Raw genomic sequence first — 21,550 nt, 5'->3', positions numbered from 1 at the left:
GCGATTCGCCGGGGCTTCATCTGATGACTTCATTAAACATCGATAGCACGACGACCTACTCGGAGCTGGTGCTCAAGACGATGCCGCCGCGAGCGCCCCGGCATCAGTTGGTCCGCTCGCGTCTGAGCCTGGCCGATGAGCAGTTTCGTGAGCGCTCGGTGATCGTCGTGCAGGCGCCGCCCGGGTTCGGAAAGACCTCCCTGCTGGGCCAGTGGCGGCGCGAGTATCTGGCCCGGGGGGCTGCCGTGGCCTGGGTGACGGCCGATGCGGGGGACGATCTGCAGCGTTTCCTGCATTGCCTGGTCATGGCGGTTCGCTTTGGCTGCGTGCGCCCGGCATTCGGGCGGCTGTTGCTGGAAACGCAGGGGACCAAGCCCGGAGAGTTCGAAGGGGTGACGGCCTGGCTGGCAGAAGTTGCCCAAACGTCGCTCGACATGGTGCTGGTTGTCGATGAGGCTGAGCGCCTGGCGCCGGGAAATTTTGCTGCGCTATCGTATTTGATGCACAACACGCCGCCGAATCTGCACGTGGTGGTTGGTACCCGTGGCGGCGTTGAGGCGACCGTCGCGGATCTGGTGGATTACGGACATGCTCTGTCGTTGAGTGCGGAGGACTTGCGTTTCCGCCTGGACGAGACGATGGCCCTTGTCCGTGAGCGTTGTGGCGACAAGGTCGATGCCGACACTGCGGCGCGCCTGCACGAGCAGACCGAAGGGTGGCCGCTCGGCCTGCAGATCACGCTGGCCGCCGTCGAGAAGGGGGGGGATCTACGCGCTGCGATGACCTCGATGGCTGGAAGAAGCGGTGGCAATGGGGAGGGGTTCGTTGGTGGTTTGCTGGCCAATCTTGCGGAGAAGGATGTCGATTTCCTGGTCCGCATCTCCTGCGTCGATCTGGTCCACCCCGATCTCTGCTGCGCCCTGACAGGCTTGGAAACAGCCGGGGACACTCTTCTTCGCCTGGTTCGTGAAACGCCCGTGTTCGTAGTGGGCGACGGCAGCGAATGGGTCCGCCTGCACAACCTGGTGCGCGATGCCCTGCGTAGCCGGCTGGTCAATTTCCATGTCGATGAACGCCTTGAGCTCCATCGGCGAGCCATGCGCTGGCTGGCTGATCACGGGATGATTCATGAGGCCGCTCGCCACGCCCATGAGGCCGGCCAGTGCGAAATTGCCTACGATCTGGCCGAGCAATGCCTGTACGACGCGGTGACGCAGGGACATCAGGAAACGGTGCTGCGCTGGCTCGACTTGCTGCCGGAGGCGCAGTTGCTGGCGCGTCCCAGATTGCGCCTCGCGGCAGCCTGGGCGCTGGCACTCAGCGAGCGGCATGCCGAGGCGGAATCCCTGGTGCGCGACATCCTGGAAAACCAGGAGGCCGATCCCTCGCTGCGCTACGAATGCGCGCTGATCGCCAGCGGGGCGGCGTATTACGCCGATCAGACCGATCGTTGCCTTGCGCTGTTCCAGCCCTGGATGGGGGCGCCCCCGCCGGGCCAGGATCCACGGCTCCTCCAAATGCACGCCAACCGGCAGGCGGTGATGGCGATTCTGGTGGGGGATCCGGCGCGGGCCCGGCGTTATCTCCAGACCGTTCCACATGGCGACTTCGGCAAACGCTATAGCTATGGTGTGCGGTGGGGAAGCTTTATCACCGGCCTCAGCTATCTGTGGGAGGGCCAGGGGGTGCTCGGCGAAGAGGTGTTGCGGCCAGCGCTGGGCAGCGCGGATGCCGAACTGGGCAGGCGCGCACCTCTTTCCTGCATGATTGCCGCCCTGCTGGCGGCGGCCGTCTATGAGCGCGACCGCGTCGACGAGGCGGCGGAGTTGCTGGCCAATCGCCTGGATGTGCTGGAGCGCGTGGGGATGCCGGAAACGGCGCTGCTCGGCTATCGGACCGCGGCGAGAATTGCCGCGGTCAAGGGTGTCGAGCACCGCGCGCTGGATTTGCTGGAAGTGTTGTATGCCGTTGGTGTGGCGCGTAATTTGCCCCGGCTGTGCGTGGCGAGCCTGGGCGAGCAGATACGGATGCATGCCGGGCGCTTTCGCTCCGAAACATGCCGGGTCCTGGTTCAGCGAATCGATGAAATCGTCGCCAAACATGAGGTTTTCGAGGGCCCTATATGGCGGGCCTCGGTGGAAGTGCCGCGGCGCCTTGCCCACGCCAATGCCTTGATCGCCGCCCAGGACTGGTCTGCTGCGGCAGATGCGCTGGCCGATTCGCTTCCTCTGGTCGAGTCGGCCAAGCTGGGGCGCTGGCGCATCGAAATCATGGCTTTGCGGGCGCTGGCGATGGAGCGCATCGGCCAGAACGGCAAGCCGCTCTTGCTGGAGGCCATGAACCTGGCGCTCACCTTCAGCCTGTCGAGAACCTTCGTCGATGCCCACCCGGCGCTTGCCGACTGGGTGCGCCGCACGGCCGCCGAAGAGGGGGCGGGGCACAAGATCCAGATCGCGCGTACTGCACGCCCCTTGCCCGATCGTGCGACGGGTACGCCACGCGCAGTGCCAAGCATGGTGCTGACGCCGAAGGAGCGCGAGGTGCTTGAGCATCTGGCACGCAATTTGTCGAACAAGGAAATTGCGCAGGCCATGGAGGTCGGCGAAGAAACCGTCAAGTGGCATCTCAAGAACCTGTTTGGCAAGCTGGATGCCGGCACCCGCAAACATGTGGTTCGCCGGGCGCAACTGCTGGGCCTGCTGGTCGGGCTGGAGTAGTCGAGCCCGGTGTTGATCGCACCGGCACATTGCCAGCCCTCCCTGGGTCTTGAGTGCCAACCGGTGGCTTGGATGCGGGACCGTTCAGGGCCTGCAGTGCACAACAAAGAATCGCTGGCAACTCGGACGGTACCTGGCGAGCGGATCGCGAGCCGCGCCCCATAGAGCAGCCCGGGTGGGTTGCCTGGCCGTCGCCTACCTGAGGGGCATGCAGCCCGCGGCCGATGGCGCCGCCGCGCCCGGGCAGCTGCGCAATACCCTGCTGACTGGCGCCCTGTTGGATCGGGGGGCGGTCTGACGACACCCCCCCGTTCCTCCTGTTGCCCCCCGATTGTGGGGGGGGGGCAGTTCTTCCTGCTCCGGATAATTCAAGGCCCGAGACTGAAAGATCCTCGGGCCGGCTGTTAAAGCCAAAGATAAATCGATGAAAGGGCAAGAGACAATGAAAAGCAGGAGACAAACATCGGCATGGGGGCGTCAGCGTCCGACGGTGATAGCCGCGGCCGCGGTCCTGGTGGCAGGAAATGCGGCAGCTTTCGAGGTCGATGTGGGCAACCCGGATCTGGCGATCCGCTGGGATAACACTGTCCGCTATAACGCCGCCCAGCGCGTGGAGGCGCGCGACAACAGGATTGGAAACAACTACAGGTTTGACGAAGGCACCTACAGTTTTGACAAGGGTGACCTCGTTGCCAATCGATTCGATCTGCTGACCGAACTTGACGTGGTCTACAAGAGAGACCTGGGGATGCGGATCAGTGCCGCGGGGTGGTACGACAATGCCTATGATGGCAAGAGCGTAACGCGCAATACATCGCTCTCTTCCCCGTCAAGCTATAACAACGGCCAATACAGCAATTACACGAAGCGCTACTATGCCGGGCCCTCCGGCGAGTTGCTGGACGCCTTTGTCTTCACTAACTTTGACGCCGGAGATGTTCCGGTCAAGTTGAAGGTGGGCCGTCACACGGTCTTCTGGGGCGAGGCGCTGTTGCTGGGTGGCGCCATGCACGGCGTGTCCTATTCGCAAATGCCGCTTGACCTGCAGAAGGGCTTTGCGACCCCGGGCGTCGAGGCCAAGGAATTGTTTCGTCCATTGAACCAGATTTCTGGACAGGCGCAATTGACCGATACGTTGTCGGTGGCTGCCCAGTATTTCCTGGAATGGGAGCCCTATCGTTATCCGGAGGGCGGTACCTATCTTGGTCCGGCCGACTTTGCTTTCAATGGTCCGGACGGCATCGTTCAGGTCGTGCATCCGTCTCTCGGGGGGCTGGGTTATACCAGGGCCAATGCGGTCACGCCCAAGAACAGTGGTGAATTCGGCCTGAGCGCCAAGTGGTCGCCGGAGTCGCTCGATGGCACGCTTGGCTTTTATTACCGTCGCTTTGCCGACAAGATGCCTCAGGCCCTGGTGACGGAGTTGCAAGCTGCCGCAGGCTTTCCTTTGGCGAGCGGCAGCCATTACCGCCTGATTTACCCTGACAAAATAGATCTGTTCGGTGTCAGCCTGGCCAAGAATATCGGCGGCGTCAGTGTCGGCGCGGAATTTTCCTATCGGCGCAACACACCGCTGAGCGCGCAGACCTTGGGCAATGCTTCGGCATTCGGGGTGCCGGGCAGGGGTGAGACTTTCGGGCCGCGCGGCGACACCCTGCATGGCCTGGTCAACCTGATGGGTACGATTTCCAAGACGCCCCTGTTTGATGCAGCCACCTGGGCCACCGAGCTGACCTGGGCGCATTGGACCAAGGTTCGAAGCGGTGGAAACCTGTTCAATGCAGTCGGTTACAACGGGTGCCGGAATGCAGCGGGCGCGGTTGGCGGCGACAAGTGGGATGGTTGCGCAACCAAGAACTATGTCGGCATGGGCGCCGCGTTCACGCCAACCTGGTTCCAGGTCCTGCCCGGCGTCGACCTCTCCATGCCGCTGACTTATTCGATTGGTCTGAGTGGTAATTCGCCGACGACCTTCGGTGGTAATCAGGGCCTGGGTAACTACAGCATCGGTTTGGGTGCCGATATCTATCAGAAGTACCGCATTGATCTGAAGTACATCGACTACATCGGTAAATACCGTGTCGATGCGGCAGGGAATACCGTGACTACGGTCAACGGCTTTACGTCCGTGCTTTCCGACCGTGGCTTCCTGAGCCTGACTTTCAAGACCAGCTTCTAAGGAGACAGACAATGCAAGTCAACAAGACGATTCTCGTTCTGGCCATTGCCTCGGCTGTCGGCGGTGGTGCCTTTGCCGGCGTTTCAGCCGACGACGCCAAGAAACTCGGCACCTCCCTGACGGCGGTGGGCGCCGAGAAGGGGGCGAACAAGGACGGTTCGATCCCGGCTTACACCGGCGGGCTGACGACGGTGCCGGCCGGCTTCAAGCCAGGCGATGGCCTGCGCCCGGACCCCTTTACGGGTGAAAAGCCGCTGTTCTCGATCGACGGCAAGACGGCCGACAAATACGCCGACAAGCTGACCGAAGGGACCAAGGCACTGATGAAGAAGTATCCGGACTACCGGATCGATGTCTACAAGACCCATCGCACCGTGGCGATGCCAAAATTCGTCGAGGAAAATACCGCCAAGTGTGCGGTGAGTGCCAAGACCGCCAATGACGGACGTTCGATGGCTGGTTGCCACGCCGGCTTCCCGTTCCCGATTCCGAAGACCGGCTTCGAGGCCATGTGGAACCATCTGGTGCGCTTCCAGGGCGTCGCCTATTCGGTGAAATACCGCAATTGGAATATCGATGCGTCGGGCCGTCCCTCGGTTTCGACGGAAGGGACGATTACCCAGGAATTCCCGTACTGGGATACTTCCAAGGCCGATTCGGGCGTCTATTTCAAGCAGCGCATCAACTATACCGGCCCGGCGAGGCGTGCCGGCGAGGCCATGATGCTGATCGACCCGCTCGATTATGCTGAAAAGGACCGCCGTGCATGGCTGTATCTGCCGGGCCAGCGCCGGGTCAAGGTCGCTCCGGACCTGTCGCACGACACGCCGAATCCGGGCACGGGGGGTACTTCGACCTTCGATGACGTTTTCCTGTTCCTCGGATCGATGGATCGTTTCGACTTCAAGCTGGTCGGCAAGAAGGAGGCCTTCATTCCGTACAACACGTATCGGATGGCCTACAACTCGACCAAGGACGAATTGCTCAAGCCGAAGTTCCTGAATCCGGATGTCGTGCGCTGGGAGCAGCACCGTGTCTGGGTGGTCGAGGCAACGCTGCGCGAAGGCAAACGCCACGTCTACAGCAAGCGGACCTTCTACCTCGACGAGGATTCCTGGGCGGCCGTCGCCTCCGAGTCCTACGACGCGCGTGGCCAACTGTTCCGCACCGGCTTTTCCTACCTGACGCCGAGCTACGAAGTGCCGGCGCCGTTCACCGACATGCATGGCTTCTATGACCTGATCGCGGGCTCCTACTCGCTGAGCGGCTACACCGCCGAGACCGGCGGCGTACGCCCGGCCAAGCCGGCGCCGGACCGCGATTGGTCTCCGGACGCACTGGCCGGCAGCGGTATTCGGTAATCACGTCTGAGTCGAACCGGGGGGAGCGGCGCTCCTGCTCCTCCCGATGCGCAAGGTAGGCCAATGACTATTCCAAAGATTTTCCCCATGCTTCTGGCGGCATCGCTGTGCATGCCCCTGACGGCTTTGGCGGCCCCTTTCCAGGATGTTCTGGATACCCCGGCGCAGGTCAGCGCGCTGACCTCGAAGAGCCCGGTCAATGCGCTGGCCAGGGCTGGCGACCGGATCGTCGCCGTGGGCCAGCGTGGACACATTCTTTTCTCCGACGATGCGGGCAAGTCGTGGCAGCAGGCCGCGGTTCCGGTCAGCTCCGATCTGGTGGCCGTGCATTTCCCGAGCGCGCAAAAAGGGTGGGCGGTCGGTCATGACGGTGTCATCCTGCACAGCAAGGACGCGGGCAAGACCTGGGTCAAGCAGCTCGACGGCCGGATGGCCGGGCAGCGCATGTCCGCCTACTACGCGGAACTGGCTGGCAGCGGTGCGCTTGGCTCGGCGGACGAGTCGGCGAAGCTGATCGACGAAGTCAATCGCATCGCCGCCCAAGGTGCAGAAAATCCGTTTCTCGATGTCTGGTTCTCGGACGAAACGACGGGCTTCGCCGTGGGGGCCTTCAATCTGATATTCAGGACCCAGGATGGCGGCCAGTCGTGGGAGCCATGGTTCCATCGGACGGTCAATCCCAATCGTTTGCACATGTATGCCGTTCGCCAGCTGGAGGCCGGATGGTTCATCGTCGGGGAGCAGGGACTGGTCCTGAAGCTCGACGCGGCAGGGGGGCGCTTCGAGGCGTTGGATACGTCGTATCGCGGGACATTCTTCGGCGTGCTCGGGAGCGGCCCGGCAGTTGTTGCCTTCGGCCTGCGCGGCAATGCCTTCCGCAGCACGGATGCCGGGGCTCACTGGGCAAAAGTCGAAACCGGCCTGCAGGACGGTGTGACCGCCGGCGCGGTGTGCCGTGATGGCAGCCTCGTACTGGCGAGCCAGTCCGGCCGTATTCTGAAGGGCGACAGTGGTGCGGAGCATTTCCACTTGCTCAAGCTGGCCCAGCCGGTGCCAGCCTCGGCGGTGTTATGCGGTGATGGCGACGAAGTCCTGGTTGGTGGCGTGCGCGGCATACGCGCGCAAAAGCCCAACTAAAACAAAATAAAGGAGACTGCAGCAATGGCCGCCCCAACCGATCTGACGGACCGCATGCCGGTCGTCAAGACGCTCGATGATTTCAACCGCAATTCCGGTACCTGGCTCGAGCGCATCATTTTCAATAACCGATTGGCGGTGCTGGTCGTCTGCGCCCTGATTACATTGGTTTTGCTGTTCGGCGCATTTTCGAAGCTGACCCTGAATGCCAGCTTCGAGAAGATGATTCCGCAGAGCCAGGATTACATCAAGAATTATCTCGACAACCGCAAGGAGCTGCGGGGGCTGGGGAACGTGCTGCGCATCGTCGTCGAGAACGTGGACGGCGACATCTTCGACCCGAAGTATCAGGAGACCCTGCGCAAGATCAACGATGAGCTTTTCCTGATGCCTGGCGTCGACCGGGCCTGGCTGAAGTCCCTGTGGACGCCGGCTGTGCGCTGGACCGAGGTCACGGAAGAGGGCTTCCAGGGCGGCCCGGTGATGCCCGAGTCCTACGACGGCTCACCCAAGGCGACCGAACAGTTGCGGCTCAACATCGCCCGTTCGGGCATTGTGGGCCGTTTCGTCGGCAACGACTACAAGTCGAGCATGATCTTCGTTCCCCTGCTCGACCAGGATGCCTCGACCGGCGAGAAAATCGATTACCGCGCCCTGTCGCACTCCCTTGAGCAGAGCATCCGGGACCGCTTCGAAACCGCTGGCGCGAAAGGGGCAGCCGACGGAGAGCCGCGCATACGCATCCACATGATCGGCTTCGCCAAGCTGGTCGGCGACCTGATCGACGGCATGACCCAGGTGATGGTGTATTTCGCCGTCGCCGCCCTCATCGCCATCGGCATCATTTTCGGTTACACCCGCTGCCTGCGCAGCACCACGCTGGTCATCGCCTGCTCGGTGATCGCGGTGATCTGGCAACTGGGCCTGGTGGCGCTGTTCGGTTTCGAGCTCGATCCGTTTTCCATTCTCGTGCCCTTCCTGATCTTCGCCATCGGGGTTTCACATGGGGCGCAGAAGATGAACGGCATCATGCAGGATGTCGGTCGCGGCACGCATCGCCTGATTGCCGCCCGGTACACCTTCCGCCGCCTGTTCCTGGCCGGAATGACGGCCCTGCTGGCCGATGCCGTGGGTTTTGCCGTGCTCATGGTGATCGATATCCCGGTGATCCAGGATCTCGCGCTGACCGCCAGTATCGGGGTGGCCGTGCTGATCTTCACCAACCTGATCCTGCTGCCGGTCCTGCTTTCCTACACCGGGGTCAGTCCGAAGGCCGCCGCGCGCAGCCTGCAGGCGGAGCAGGCCTCGGCAAGCCAGGGCGGGGCCGCCAGGTTCTGGATCTGGCTGGAACGCTTCACCGAGCGGCGCTGGGCACTGGGCGCCGTGCTGGTGTCGGCCGTCCTGGCGGTGGGCGGCTTCGCGGTCAGCCTGCATTTGAAGATCGGCGACCTGGAGGCCGGCGCTCCCGAACTGCGCGCCGATTCGCGCTACAACCGCGACAACGCCTATATCTCCGGTAATTATTCGCTGTCCAGCGATCAGTTCGCGGTGATCGTCAAGACGCCGGCAGAGGGTTGCCTGAACTACCAGACCCTGGTCGAGGCAGACCGCCTGGCGTGGAATCTGCAGCAGCTTCCCGGCGTCCAGACCACCGTGTTCCTGGGCAATGCCGTGCGCCAGATCACCGCGGGCTCGAACGAAGGCAGCCCGAAGTGGCTCACGCTGGCGCGCAACCAGGACATCCTGAACTACGGAGCGCAGCAGGCCTCGGTGAACAACCCCGACCTGTTCAACAACGATTGTTCGGTGATGCCGGTCATCGCCTATCTGAGCGATCACCGTGCCGAAACGCTGAGCCGGGTGGTCGACGAGGCGGCACGCTTTGCCGACGAACACTCGAACCCCGAGCGCCAGTTCCTGCTGGCCGCCGGCAATGCCGGCATCGAGGCGGCAACCAATATCGTCGTGCACCAGGCCAACCGGACGATGCTTCTGTACGTCTATGCCGCGGTCATCGTTCTTTGCTTCGTGACTTTCCGCAGCTGGCGCGCGGTGGTGGTGGCGGTCGTGCCGCTGGTGCTGACCTCGATCCTGTGCGAGGCCCTGATGGTCGTGCTCGGCATCGGCGTCAAGGTCGCAACCCTGCCGGTCATCGCGCTGGGGGTCGGCATCGGCGTGGACTATGCGCTCTATCTGCTGAGCATCCAGCTTGCCCAGCAGCGGGCGGGTGCCTCGCTGGCGGTGGCCTACAAGCGCTCGATCCAATTCACCGGCAAGGTCGTCGCCCTGGTCGGCGTGACCCTGGCCGCGGGGGTGGTCACCTGGGTGTGGTCGCCGATCAAGTTCCAGGCCGACATGGGCATCCTGCTGACCTTCATGTTCGTGTGGAACATGGTCGGGGCGCTGGTGCTGATTCCCGCGCTGTCCCATTTCCTGCTCAACAGCCAGGCCAAGAGCGCCAGTTTCAGCCTGCCGTTCCTGGGCATGGCCCGGCGCTGACACACCGGCCGTGAAGCCGTAATCGCATCCACCCCATAGGCAAGAACAAGAAAAATGCCCTCATTCCTCGCCCAGCGCATACCCCACTGGAAAGCCCTCTGGCCGGGCATCCTGACCGCCATCACCATCGCCATGGCGGCCACTTTCGTGGCCGACCACCAGGGCGGGCCGCAGCTGCTCTACGCCCTGTTCTTCGGCATGGCGTTCAACTTCGCGGCCCAGGGGGAAAAGGTCAAGGCGGGTATCGAGTTCTCCTCGCGCCAGATCCTGCGCTTCGGCGTCGCCCTGCTGGGCGTGAGGATCACCTTCGAGCAGATCGCCTCGATCGGCAGCGTCTCCATTTACATGGTGATCGCCGGCGTCTTCCTGACCATCCTGTTCGGCGTGGCGCTGGGCAGGCTGCTCAAGCGGCCGGTGGCGGAAGGGGTGCTGACCGGTGGCGCCGTGGCCATCTGCGGCGCTTCGGCGGCCCTGGCGATTTCGGCCGTGCTGCCGAAGAACGAGGAAAACCAGCGTTTCACGCTGTTCACCGTGGTGGGCGTCACCGCCTTGTCGACGGTGGCAATGATCGCCTACCCGAGCATCGCCAGGTTCCTCGAACTCGGCTCCAGTGCGTCGGCGGTCTTCATTGGCGGGACGATCCATGACGTCGCGCAGGTGGTGGCGGCCGGCTACCTGATCTCGCCCGAAGTGGGCGATGCGGCGACCTTCGTCAAGCTGCTGCGCGTTGCCATGCTGCTTCCGGTCGTGGTGGTTCTTTCCCTGCTGTTCCGCAGCCAGGGCGGCGGACAAGGGGCCAAGCCGCCCGTGCTGCCGATGTTCCTGGTGGGCTTCGGGGTGTTGATCCTGATCAACAGCATGGGCTGGATACCCGCTCCGGTCGTGCACGCCTTTTCCGGCCTGTCGCGCTGGTGCCTGGTGGTTGCGATTGCCGCGCTCGGCGTCAAGACCTCGTTCCAGCAACTGGCGGCGCTCGGCTGGCGTCCGGTGTTGATGCTCGTCGTGGACACCGTGTTCCTGGCCGGCCTGATCCTGGGCGGACTCATGCTGCAGCACTGAGCCTAGAAACGGCAGTTGACCGCTTGCCATCTTCTTGAACGCCGCGTCATGCTTGAACTCGCTGGCTCTGATCGCGCTCGCCTTTTGGGGGACAGCGTCATGCACTTGCCGGCACCGCTCTCAACGCGCCATGCGGCGTTGCTCCGCCTTGCGGGCTCCCGCCCGCTGCGTTGTCGCGCCGTGCCTGGCGCGCCAATAGCGACACCAGCAAGCGCATCCAACTGCCGTTTCTAGGTTGAATTTCCGGCGCCCGTCCAATTGAGCGCCAGCAGCTATCAATTTTGATTTTCCCGGCTGTCCTGCGGGCGCAGGAACGGCAGCGGCACGTCGGCCGGAATGGGGCATTCGTAGGGCTTGCCCTGGCGGCGGCGCAGCAGCTCGGCCTTGGCCTGGGCGATCAGCTCGGGGCGCCGCACCAGCTCGATGGCCGTGGCCGCGAGCACGCGCGCGGCGCGCACCATGCCGGCGTGGGCCAGGGCGGACTGGCCCTGGGACACCATCTGCCACGAGTGCATGGGCGTGCCGAAGGCGTAGCAGGCCACCCAGGCCTGGGCCGTGGGGGTGATCCAGCTCACGTCGGCCACGTCGGTGGAGCCGAACAGGATGTCGTTGGCGTCCGGGTCGTAGGGCGCCACGCCCTCGAACACGGCGGGCACCTTGCCACGCAGCGCGCTGGCCAGGGGGCGGCTGACGGCGTCGATCTCGTCGGCGCTGAGCGTGGCCTGGAAGCCGGCGGCCTTCGACTGCGTGCCGGCATCCACCGCGAGCGCGCCCTCGGCCAGCAGCCTGGCGTGGAGCACCTGGTTGAGCGTGGTGTTCTGCAGCAGGTTGGAGCAGGCCTTGTCGAACACGATCTCGACCCTGCAGCCGGTCATCAGCGCGGCGCCGCGGGCCACGTTCTGCACGCGCTCGTACAGATCGGCGGCCTCGTGGTTGCGCGCGGCGCGGACGAGGTACAGCACCTCGGCGCGCGCCTGCACCACGTTGGGCGACATGCCGCCCGAGTCCGTCACCGCGTAGTGCACGCGCGCGTCCGGGGGCATGTGCTCGCGCAGGTAGTTCACGCCCACGTTCATGAGCTCGACGGCGTCGAGCGCGCTGCGCCCCAGGTGCGGCGAGTGCGCGGCGTGCGAGGCCTTGCCGTGGAAGATGAACTTGGCCTGGATGTTGGCCAGCGTGCTCTGGCTGAACACGCCCGTGAAGCTGGCCGGGTGCCAGGTCAGCGCCGCGTCCACGTCGTCGAACACGCCGGCGCGCGCCATGAAGGTCTTGCCCGAGCCGCCTTCCTCGGCCGGGCAGCCGTAGTAGCGCACACGCGCCTGCTGGCCGCTGGCCTGCAGGTGCGCCTGCAGCGCGATGGCCGCGAAATGCGCCGATGCGCCCAGCAGGTGGTGGCCGCAGCCGTGGCCGGCCAGGCCGGGGCTGTCCACCGAGGGCGTGCACACCAGCGCGCCGCTTTGCTGGTTCAGGCCCGACAGCGCGTCGTACTCGCCCAGGAAGGCGATCACCGGGCCTTCATCGCCCCACTCGGCCATGAAGGCCGTGGGGATGCCGGCCACGCCCTGCGTGACGCGAAAGCCCGAGCCGGCGAGCGCGTCCATGTGCAGCCGGGCCGAGGCCGTCTCGGCGTAGCGCAGCTCGGCCAGCGACCAGATCCGGTCGGCCAGCGCCGTCATGCGCGGCGTCTCGCGCGCGAAGAAATCCTGCAGCAGTTCCATGGTGTTCACCTGTTCACTCGGGCTTGACGCCGGCCTTGTCCAGCAGCGCCTTGTTGCGCTTTAGTTCCTGGGCGATCTGGGCGGGGAACCGGCTCTGGTCCATGTCGGTGGCGCTGGCGCCCAGGTTCTTGAGATGCTGCTGCACGTCGGGCAGGTGCGCGGCCTTCACGGCCGCGTCCTGCAGGCGTTTGACGATGGGCGCGGGCGTGTTTTTGGGCACGACGATGCCGAACCAGCTGATGCCCAGCTCGTTCAGCTCGCCGTAGCCCAGTTCCTTGAAGGTGGGCACGTTGGGCAGCTCCGGCGACCGGGCGTCGGCGGCCAGCACCACGGGGATGAGCTTGCCGCTCTTGATGTGGGCCATGGACGAGGGCAGCTGGTCGGGCATGACCTGCACCATCCCGGCCAGCGCGTCGTTGAGGGCGGGGCCGCTGCCGCGGTAGGGCACGATCAGGATGTCGGTCTTCAGGGTCTCGTTGAACGACGCCAGCATCAGGTGGCCCAGCGTGCCCGGGCCGGGCACGGCGCCGCTGATCTTGCGGGGCTGGGCCTTCACCTTCGCGACGAAGGCGTCGAAGCCGTTCACGCCCAGGCTGGGGTGCACCGTGTACACCGATGGCATGGTGACCAGGTTGGCCACCGGGGCGAGCTTGGCGCCCAGGCCCGCGGCGCGGGTGTACAGCAGCGGATTGATGGTCATGGTGCTCACCGTGGCCATGCCGACGGTGTAGCCGTCGGGCGCGGCCTGGGCCACGGCCTCGGTGCCGATCAGGCCGCCGGCGCCGGCCTTGTTGTCCACTACGACGCTCTGGCCCAGGGTGGCGCGCATGCCCTCGGCGAGCACGCGGGCCACGATGTCGGTGGAGCCGCCGGCGGCAAACGGCACGATGAGTTTGATGGGCTTGCTGGGGTAGGCGTCGGCGGCCTGCGCGCCCTGGGGCAGGGCCAGGGCGGCCGTGGCGGCCAGGGTGGCGACGGCCAGGGCCTTGAGGCTCGGGCGGCGGGCGTGGGTGGTGCGCATGGTGGGCATCCTTCGGGGTTCGGGCGTAGAGGCGCGAGACTGCGGGGCATGCGTGCGCCGTGGCCTCTCGTGCACGCGCCGCATGGGCTGGCGACTATAGGAAAAACGGGCCGCGCGGGCGCGCCGTTTTTGGGGCGAGCCATAAGCGCTGCCGATGGCGGCATACTCCGCATCCGCACGACTTCCGAGACGTCCATGCGTGAATCCGAACACTTTCCCGAGGGCAGGGTGCTGTTCTCGCGCCTGGCCAGGCAGGTGCGCCTGCGCCAGCTGCAGCTGCTGCTGGCGCTGCAGCAATGCGGCTCCATCGGCAAGGCGGCGGCCCACCTGGACATGAGCCAGTCCGCGGCCACGCAGGCGCTGGCCGAGCTCGAACGCGTGCTGGGCATGCGGCTGTTCGAGCGCCATGCGCGCGGCATCCGCCCTACGCAGGCGGGGCAGGCGCTGGCCGACGCGGCGCGCGGCGTGATGAGCGAGCTGGAGGACGTGTCGGAGACGCTGGCAGCCCTGCGCCTGGGCGCCTCGGCGGCCCTGCGCCTGGGGGCCATACCGGCCGCGGCGCACTCCATCCTCGCGCCGCTGTTGGCGCGGTTCTATGCGCTGCGCCCGCAGGTGCACGTGGACGTGCAGGAGGGCGAGGGCGCGCGGCTGCTGCCGCTCCTGATCGGCGGCGGGCTCGATGCCGTGTTCTGCCGCCGGCCGGCGCTGCTGCCCGAGAGCCTCGTCTTCGCGCCGCTGCTGCCCGACGAGGCCGTGTTCATCGCCGCCCGCGGCCACCCCCTGGCGCGCGCCAGGCAGGTGTTGCTGGAGCGGCTGGCCGATGCGCGCTGGGTGCTGCCCACATCCAGCATCGCCGTGCGCGACATCTTCGAGCGCGTGGTGCTGGCGCGGCTGCCCCGGGCGCAGTGGTTCCCCGTGTCCACCGTGTCGCTGCCGGTGCTGGAAGGGCTGCTGAGCCAGCCCGGCGCCGTGGCCGTGATGCCGCGCAGCATCGTGCCGCGCCTGGGCCATGCCGGCCCGCACGCCGGCGTCTGCATCCTGGACATGGTGCTGCCGGAGCATGAGGCCCTGGCGCTCGCGCCCCTGGGGGCCGTGTACCGCGGTGAGGCCACGCCGGCGCTGCTGCTGGAGATGCTGGCGTTGTGGCGCGCGCCGCAGGGCGCCGCGTAGCCGGCTTCAGCCCACCAGGTACAGCAGGCCGGCGGTCATGGCCACGTAGCGCAGGAGCTTGCCGATGGCCATGTACATCAGGCAGGGCCAGAACGGCAGGCGCAGCCACCCGGCCACGGCGCACAGCGGGTCGCCCACCACGGGCAGCCAGGAGAGCAGGCAGGTCTTGGCGCCCCATTTGCGCAGCCATACCCGGGCGCGGCGCTCGGCGCGGCTGAGCGCGCGCGGGGGCTTGGCGTCGGGGGCTGCGGGCTGGCCGGCGCGCCGGCGGCGGCGAGCCGCGTCCCAGGCCCGGTGGGCGCCCAGCCCCATCCACCAGCTCACGGCGCCGCCCAGCGTGTTGCCCGCGGTGGCGGCGAGGATGGCGGGCCAGAACAGTTCGGGGTTGAGCTTGACGAGGCCGAACACGGCCGGTTCCGACCCCAGCGGCAGCAGCGTGGCCGAGACGAAGGCCACGACGAACACCGTGCTGAGACCGAATTGCGGCAAGGCCAGCAGGTCCAGCAGTTGTTGCATCCAGATTTCCATGGTAGGGCTGGAAGTGTAGAGGCGCCCATGCCGATGGCTGCCAGCCGGATGCGCCGCCTTTTCATTTGCTGAAATTTTAAGCAGTTAAAATCGTGCTTCTTGCCCGCTTCTTGCACACATCCCCGGCTTTCCATGCACATCGGCCATATTCCCCTGGCGAACCGCCTGTTCGTCGCCCCCATGGCGGGGGTGACGGACCGGCCGTTCCGCCAGCTGTGCAAGCGCCTGGGCGCGGGCTATGCGGTCAGCGAGATGGTCACCTCGCGCAAGGACCTGTGGGCCAGCCTCAAGACCAGCCGCCGCGCCAACCACGCGGGCGAGCCGGGGCCGATCGCCGTGCAGATCGCCGGCACCGACGCGGCCATGATGGCCGAGGCGGCGGTCTACAACATCGACCGCGGCGCGCAGATCATCGACATCAACATGGGCTGCCCGGCCAAGAAGGTGTGCAACAAGTGGGCGGGCTCGGCCCTGATGCAGAACGAGGCCCTGGCCGTGGAGATCGCCGCCGCCGTGGTCGCGGCCTGCGCGCCGCACCGGGTGCCCGTGACGCTGAAGATGCGCACCGGCTGGTGCCAGCAGCACAGGAACGCCGTGCCGCTGGCGCGCCGCTTCGAGGACGTGGGCATCCAGATGCTCACCGTGCACGGCCGCACGCGCGAGCAGGGATACAAGGGCCGGGCCGAATACGACACGGTCGCCGCCGTGAAGGCCGCGGTGCGCGTGCCGGTGGTCGCCAATGGCGACATCACCTCGCCCGGCAAGGCCCGCGCCGTGCTGGCGCAGACCGGTGCCGACGCCATCATGATCGGCCGCGCGGCCCAGGGCCGGCCGTGGATCTTCCGCGAGACGGCGCACTACCTGGCCACGGGCGAGCACCTGGCGCCGCCCCTGGTGGCCGAGGTGCGGCGCCTGCTGCTGGAGCACCTGCAGGACCACTACGGCCTGTACGGCCAGGCCAGCGGCGTGCGCAGCGCGCGCAAGCACATCGCCTGGTACGTGCGCGACCTGCCCGGCGGCGAGGCCTTCAGACAACGCATCAACACCATGGAGGACTGCGCGGCGCAGTGGCAGGCCGTGGCCGATTACTTCGACGCCCTGGGCGATCGGATGGACTGGCTGCCGCCTGCACGCGACGACGCGGACCCGCAAACGAGGGAATCACTGCATGAGCAAGCACAATCTTGAGGAATGTGTACGCGAAAGCCTGCAAGGCTACTTTCGCGACCTGGACGGCGAGGCGCCGGACGGCGTGTACGACATGGTCGTGCGCCTGGTGGAGAAACCCCTGCTGGAAGTGGTGATGAGCCACGCCGACAACAACCAGTCGCGCGCCGCCGAATGGCTGGGGCTGAACCGCAACACCCTGCGCAAGAAGCTCGTGGAGCACAAGCTGCTCTGATGATTCTTTAAAAAACATAGCTGCTGGCGCTTATCTGGCAAGCGCTGGAGCCCGATTTCAATTCAAACCAACCAACCACCATGAACGCACTCCTCTCCGTCTCCGACAAGACCGGCATCGTCGAATTCGCCCGGGCCCTGCACGCGCTGGGCATCCGCCTGCTGTCCACGGGCGGCACCGCCCAGCTGCTGGCCAAGGAGGGCCTGCCCGTCACCGAGGTGGCTGAGGTCACGCAGTTCCCCGAGATGCTCGACGGCCGCGTCAAGACCCTGCACCCCAAGGTGCACGGCGGGCTGCTCGCGCGCCGCGACGTGCCCGCGCACATGGCGGCCTTGAAGGAGCACGGCATAGCCACCATCGACCTGCTGGTCGTGAACCTGTACCCGTTCGAGGCCACGGTGGCCAAGGCCGGCTGCACGCTGGCCGACGCCATCGAGAACATCGACATCGGCGGCCCCGCCATGGTGCGCAGCGCCGCGAAGAACTGGCAGGACGTGGGCGTGGTGACGAGCGCCGACCAGTACGAAGCCGTGCTGGCCGAGCTGAAGGCCGGCGGCAGGCTCTCCGACAGGCTGCGCTTCGCCCTGTCGGTGGCCGCGTTCAACCGCATCGCGCAGTACGACGGCGCGATCAGCGACTACCTCTCGTCGGTGAAGTTCGAGGAGGACAAGCTCTCCGAGGCCTACGTGCCCGAGCGCAGCCTGTTCCCCGGCCAGAGCAACGGCCACTTCGTCAAGACGCAGGACCTGCGCTACGGCGAGAACAGCCACCAGCAGGCCGCCTGGTACCGCGACCTGCACCCCGCGCCCGGCTCCATCGCCACGGGCGTGCAGCTGCAGGGCAAGGAGCTGTCGTACAACAACATCGCCGACGCCGATGCCGCCTGGGAATGCGTCAAGAGCTTCAAGCTGCCCGCCTGCGTGATCGTCAAGCACGCCAACCCCTGCGGCGTGGCCGTGGGCGCGAGCGCGCTGGAGGCCTACGGCAAGGCCTTCCAGACCGACCCGACGAGCGCCTTCGGCGGCATCATCGCGCTCAACCGTGCGGTGGACGGCGCGGCCGCGCAGCAGATCTCCAAGCAGTTCGTCGAGGTGCTGATGGCGCCCGACTTCACGCCCGAGGCGCTCGACGTGTTCAAGGCCAAGGCCAACGTGCGCCTGATGAAGATCGCCCTGCCGCAGGGTGGCGAAACGGCCTGGGCCCAGGGCCGTAACGCCATGGACGCCAAGCGCGTGGGTTCGGGCCTGCTGCTGCAGACGGCGGACAACCATGAGCTGGAGCTGCCCGACGTGAAGGTGGTCACCATCAAGCAGCCCACGCAGGAGGAAATGCAGGACCTGCTGTTCGCCTGGAAGGTGGCCAAGTACGTCAAGAGCAACGCCATCGTGTTCGTGAAGGGCGGCATGACCATGGGCGTGGGCGCGGGCCAGATGAGCCGCCTGGACTCCGCGCGCATCGCCAGCATCAAGGCCCAGGCCGCGGGCCTGTCGCTGCAGAACACCGTGGTCGCGAGCGACGCCTTCTTCCCCTTCCGCGACGGCCTGGACGTGGTGGTCGATGCGGGCGCCACCTGCGTGGCCCAGCCCGGCGGCTCCATGCGCGACCAGGAGGTCATAGACGCGGCCAACGAGCGCGGCGTGGCCATGGTGTTCACGGGCGTGCGCCACTTCCGCCACTGAGCGGCGCAGCAGCATCTGAAAAGGCCCCCCACGCTCCGCGCGCTACGCGGGTCGCGGCCCCCCTCGGGGGGGCCGCTTTTCATCTTGGGGCGGCCCGGCGATGAAGGAGCGTGCCGCATGACGCCAGTCGTCACAGGCCTGTGCCGATGCCCCGAAGAAATTCCGCGATGCCGGCCTCGCGCCGGCATCGTGGCGTCCGGCAGCCGCGTCATGCGCGCTGCGAATCCAGCTGCTCGCCGTTCTTCGCCACCTCCTGCGCCCTGGCGTAGCTCTCGATCAGCAGCTGGTACGGCGGGAAGACCGCGCTGTACGCCTCCGCCCACTGCAGCGCGTCCTCGCGGTTCCATGTCCGCTGCACTTCCGAGCAGACGGCGGCGGTGTCCATCGGCACCACGCCGGCCTGCACGATGCGCGCCAGCGTGATCTCCTGCGCCATCTTCGAGTAGGTGCCCGAGGCGTCGATCACGGCGAACACCTGGTAGCCCTCGTGCACCGCCGCGATGCTCGGGAAGGCCATGCACACGCTGGTGATGGTGCCGGCGATGATGAGCTGCCTGCGGCCCGTGGCCTTCACGGCGGCGACGAACTCGGGGTTGTCCCAGGCGTTGATCTCGCCCTTGCGCGCCACGTACTGCGCGTGCGGGGCGAACTGGTGGATTTCCGGGATCAGCGGGCCGTTCGGCCCCTGCGGCACCGAAGCCGTGGTGATGACCGGCATCTTCGCCAGCGTCGCCACCTTGGCCAGCGTGGAGGCGTTGGCGCGCACCTCGGTGAAGGGCATGTCCTTGATGGTCTGGAACAGGCCGCTCTGGTGGTCGATCAGCAGCATCACGGCGTCGTCGGGGTTGATGACGGGACGGGCGCCGTTGAAGTTGGCGGGTGTGCTCATGGTGTGTACTCCTTCAGGGGGGATGGGTGCCCAGATGGGCGGAGAGCCTCATCACTGGCGGGCCAGGGCGTAGCCCAGCCCGCCGATGGATCAGGCGGTGATGCCGTCGTTGCGTGCGGTTCCGGCCAGCGCGATGCGGCCGAAGCGTCCGCTGTTGAAGTCGGCCACAGCTTGGCGGATCTCGGCCTCGCTGTTCATCACGAACGGGCCGTACCCGACCACCGGCTCGTCAATCGGCTCGCCCGACAGCCACAGCACGGTCGCGTCGCTGTTGGCCTCGATCTCCACGCCGCTGCCCTCGCGCTCCAGGTGCACGAGCTGCCCTTCGCGTGCCACCGTCTCGCCGTTGACCAGTACCGTGCCGCGCAGCACGACCAGCGCCAGCGTGTGGCCGTCCTTCGTCCCGAAGCGGGCGGTGCCGCCCTGGGCGATGCGTACATCCCACACGTCCATCGGCGTGAAGGTCAGCGCCGGGCCGGGGCGTCCATCGAACGCGCCGGCGATCACGCGCACGCGGCCGGCGCCTTCGGGCAGGTCCACCGACGGAATCTGCGCGTCCAGCAGCGTCTGGTAGCGCGGCGGAGCCATCTTGTCCCTGGCGGGCAGGTTGACCCACAGCTGCACCATCTCGATGGTGCCGCCGCGCGCGGTGAAGGCGCGCGAGTGGAACTCCTCGTGCAGGATGCCGCCGCCGGCGGTCATCCACTGCACGTCGCCCGGGCCGATCAGGCCACCTGCGCCGGTGGAATCGCGGTGCTCCACCTCGCCCTGGTAGACGATGGTCACGGTCTCGAAGCCGCGGTGCGGGTGCTGGCCCACGCCACGCGGCTGTGCCGCCGGCGTGAAGTGCGTGGGCGCCGCGTGGTCGAGCAACAGGAACGGGCTCAGGTGCCGGCCCAGGCCGTCGTAGCCGAACAGCGAGCGCACCGGGAAGCCGTCGCCCACCCAGTGCGGGCGGGGAGCGCTGTAGACGCCGAGGATCTTCTTCATGCTCATCTCCTGGATGCGCCGCGCGGAATGCGCTGGCGATGTGAGAAGGATATGGATGGAACGATGATCCCGGTAGTCGGTAATATTTGGCTTCAGAGTCCTATTAGGTGAACGATGAAGCGATGCGAGACTTGAACGACCTCTACTACTACGTGCAGGTGGTGGACCACGGCGGCTTCGCGCCGGCCGGCCGCGCGCTCGGCATGCCCAAATCCAAGCTGAGCCGGCGCATCGCGCTGCTGGAGGAGCGCCTGGGCACGCGGCTGATCCAGCGCTCCACGCGGCGCTTCGCCGTCACCGAGACCGGCCAGAGCTACTACGCCCACTGCAAGGCCATGCTGGTGGAGGCCGATGCGGCCGACGAGGCCATCGCGCTGACGCAGGCCGAACCGCGCGGCATCGTGCGCATGACCTGCCCGGTGGCGCTGCTGGATGCGCGCATCGCCGACATGGTGGCGGCCTTCATGGTCGCTTATCCGCGCGTGGAGATCCACCTGGAGGAAACCAACCGCCGCGTGGACGTGGTGGGCGAAGGCATCGACGTGGCCATCCGCGTGCGGCCGCCGCCACTGGAAGACAGCGACCTGGTGATGCGCGTGCTGGCCGAGCGCGGGCAATGCCTGGTGGCCTGCCCGCGGCTGCTGGCGGACGGGATTCCCCAGGGGCCCGCCGACCTCGCGGGCCTGCCGAGCATGGACCTGGGCCTGCCGCAGCACGAGCACGTGTGGAACCTGATCGGGCCTGATGGCGCGCAGGCGGCCATCCGCCACCGGCCGCGCCTGATCACGCGCGGCATGCTGGCCTTGCGCGCGGCGGCTGTCGCCGGCGTGGGCGTCGTGCAACTGCCCTCGATGATGGTGCGCGAGCAGATCGAGCGCGGCGAACTGGTGCACGTGATACCGGGCTGGGCGCCTCGGCGCGAGATCATCCATGCCGTGTTCGCCTCGCGGCGCGGGCTGCTGCCGGCGGTGCGGGCATTGCTCGAATTTCTCGCGCAGCAGTTCGAGCGCTTGCACGAGGACTGATGGCTCGGTAAGAAGCTCCGCCACGGTGGGCGGCGCGCTGCGGCCGTCAGGCCCCCTGGGGCTTGCTGCGCGACCGGATCAGGCCGTGCGTGCCGTCCTCGTTCTCGATCAGGCGGGCATAGCCGTTGCCGGGAACGAAGGATCGTCGAGGGTCACGGAGAATGTGGCGCTCGAAT

The 21,550-nt window shown here is 66.5% G+C and carries 16 protein-coding genes and 1 pseudogene; 11 read left to right on the top strand and 6 right to left on the bottom strand.

The window, feature by feature from the left end; all coding sequences use genetic code 11:
• Nucleotides 1-23: 23 nt before the first annotated feature.
• The 6 genes from ACX12L_RS02630 to ACX12L_RS02605 all read left to right on the top strand — a co-directional run bounded on the left by ACX12L_RS02630 (nucleotide 24) and on the right by ACX12L_RS02605 (nucleotide 10,952).
• A complete protein-coding gene (locus tag ACX12L_RS02630) occupies nucleotides 24-2,717 on the top strand; it encodes a helix-turn-helix transcriptional regulator (protein WP_459261187.1) in 2,694 nt (897 codons plus the stop codon).
• A gap of 424 nt (nucleotides 2,718-3,141) precedes the next feature.
• Nucleotides 3,142-4,896 carry a DUF1302 domain-containing protein gene (locus ACX12L_RS02625; RefSeq protein ID WP_459261186.1) on the top strand — a complete coding sequence of 585 codons (1,755 nt, stop codon included), beginning with the start codon at nucleotides 3,142-3,144 and terminating at the stop codon, nucleotides 4,894-4,896.
• An 11-nt stretch (nucleotides 4,897-4,907) separates the two neighbouring features.
• The gene (locus ACX12L_RS02620) at nucleotides 4,908-6,257 is read left to right on the top strand and encodes a DUF1329 domain-containing protein (RefSeq protein WP_459261185.1); all 1,350 of its coding nucleotides are present in this window, start codon (nucleotides 4,908-4,910) and stop codon (nucleotides 6,255-6,257) included.
• Nucleotides 6,258-6,344: 87 nt separating this feature from the next.
• Nucleotides 6,345-7,394, top strand: a complete 1,050-nt coding sequence (locus tag ACX12L_RS02615) for a WD40/YVTN/BNR-like repeat-containing protein (RefSeq protein ID WP_459261184.1) — start codon at nucleotides 6,345-6,347, stop codon at nucleotides 7,392-7,394.
• Between the two features lie 24 nt (nucleotides 7,395-7,418).
• A complete protein-coding gene (locus ACX12L_RS02610) occupies nucleotides 7,419-9,893 on the top strand; it encodes an efflux RND transporter permease subunit (protein ID WP_459261183.1) in 2,475 nt (824 codons plus the stop codon).
• A 54-nt stretch (nucleotides 9,894-9,947) separates the two neighbouring features.
• Nucleotides 9,948-10,952, top strand: a complete 1,005-nt coding sequence (locus ACX12L_RS02605) for a YeiH family protein (RefSeq protein WP_459261182.1) — start codon at nucleotides 9,948-9,950, stop codon at nucleotides 10,950-10,952.
• 275 nt (nucleotides 10,953-11,227) lie between these two features.
• Here the strand turns inward: ACX12L_RS02605 and ACX12L_RS02600 are convergent, their stop codons facing one another.
• Together ACX12L_RS02600 and ACX12L_RS02595 are read right to left on the bottom strand one after the other, a co-directional pair.
• Complete coding sequence (locus ACX12L_RS02600) at nucleotides 11,228-12,670, bottom strand: M20 family metallopeptidase (RefSeq protein ID WP_459261181.1); 1,443 nt, start codon at nucleotides 12,668-12,670, stop codon at nucleotides 11,228-11,230.
• 13 nt (nucleotides 12,671-12,683) lie between these two features.
• Nucleotides 12,684-13,691 (bottom strand): tripartite tricarboxylate transporter substrate binding protein BugE, encoded by a 1,008-nt coding sequence (locus tag ACX12L_RS02595; protein WP_459261180.1) that lies wholly within the window; start codon nucleotides 13,689-13,691, stop codon nucleotides 12,684-12,686.
• Between the two features lie 195 nt (nucleotides 13,692-13,886).
• On the opposite strand from ACX12L_RS02595, the gene ACX12L_RS02590 reads away from it, so the two are divergent.
• Nucleotides 13,887-14,861: a LysR family transcriptional regulator gene (locus ACX12L_RS02590; RefSeq protein WP_459261178.1), complete on the top strand. Its 975-nt coding sequence runs from the start codon at nucleotides 13,887-13,889 to the stop codon at nucleotides 14,859-14,861.
• Between the two features lie 6 nt (nucleotides 14,862-14,867).
• Here the strand turns inward: ACX12L_RS02590 and ACX12L_RS02585 are convergent, their stop codons facing one another.
• Entirely contained in the window at nucleotides 14,868-15,377 is a 510-nt protein-coding gene (locus tag ACX12L_RS02585) for a YqaA family protein (RefSeq protein WP_459261177.1), read from the bottom strand.
• A 144-nt stretch (nucleotides 15,378-15,521) separates the two neighbouring features.
• Here ACX12L_RS02585 and dusB point away from each other — a divergent pair, with 144 nt between their 5' ends.
• The 3 genes from dusB (at nucleotide 15,522) to purH (ending at nucleotide 18,470) form a co-directional block, all read left to right on the top strand.
• Nucleotides 15,522-16,577, top strand: coding sequence for a tRNA dihydrouridine synthase DusB (gene dusB, locus ACX12L_RS02580; protein WP_459261176.1), 1,056 nt, complete (start codon nucleotides 15,522-15,524; stop codon nucleotides 16,575-16,577).
• A complete protein-coding gene (locus ACX12L_RS02575; protein ID WP_459261175.1) occupies nucleotides 16,558-16,791 on the top strand; it encodes a Fis family transcriptional regulator in 234 nt (77 codons plus the stop codon). The genes dusB and ACX12L_RS02575 overlap by 20 nt, the downstream gene beginning before the upstream one ends.
• 80 nt (nucleotides 16,792-16,871) lie before the next feature.
• Nucleotides 16,872-18,470 (top strand): bifunctional phosphoribosylaminoimidazolecarboxamide formyltransferase/IMP cyclohydrolase, encoded by a 1,599-nt coding sequence (gene purH / locus ACX12L_RS02570; RefSeq protein WP_459261174.1) that lies wholly within the window; start codon nucleotides 16,872-16,874, stop codon nucleotides 18,468-18,470.
• 208 nt (nucleotides 18,471-18,678) lie between these two features.
• Here purH and ACX12L_RS02565 read toward each other — a convergent pair whose 3' ends face one another.
• Both ACX12L_RS02565 and ACX12L_RS02560 read right to left on the bottom strand, forming a co-directional pair.
• Entirely contained in the window at nucleotides 18,679-19,359 is a 681-nt protein-coding gene (locus tag ACX12L_RS02565) for a hydrolase (RefSeq protein WP_459261173.1), read from the bottom strand.
• Nucleotides 19,360-19,449: 90 nt separating this feature from the next.
• Nucleotides 19,450-20,349: a pirin family protein gene (locus ACX12L_RS02560; protein ID WP_459261172.1), complete on the bottom strand. Its 900-nt coding sequence runs from the start codon at nucleotides 20,347-20,349 to the stop codon at nucleotides 19,450-19,452.
• Nucleotides 20,350-20,471: 122 nt separating this feature from the next.
• Between ACX12L_RS02560 and ACX12L_RS02555 the strand changes: the two genes are divergently transcribed.
• On the top strand, nucleotides 20,472-21,374 hold the full coding sequence (locus tag ACX12L_RS02555) for a LysR family transcriptional regulator (RefSeq protein WP_459261171.1): 903 nt from the start codon (nucleotides 20,472-20,474) through the stop codon (nucleotides 21,372-21,374).
• A 46-nt stretch (nucleotides 21,375-21,420) separates the two neighbouring features.
• Here the strand turns inward: ACX12L_RS02555 and ACX12L_RS02550 are convergent.
• Nucleotides 21,421-21,533 (bottom strand): annotated as a pseudogene (locus tag ACX12L_RS02550) (DUF736 family protein); the annotation flags it as partial.
• Nucleotides 21,534-21,550: the final 17 nt, after the last annotated feature.

The organism is Alicycliphilus sp. T452 (assembly GCF_054512775.1).
Note: the sequence above shows the minus strand (reverse complement) of the source record. Positions and strands in the feature narration are given on the sequence as shown.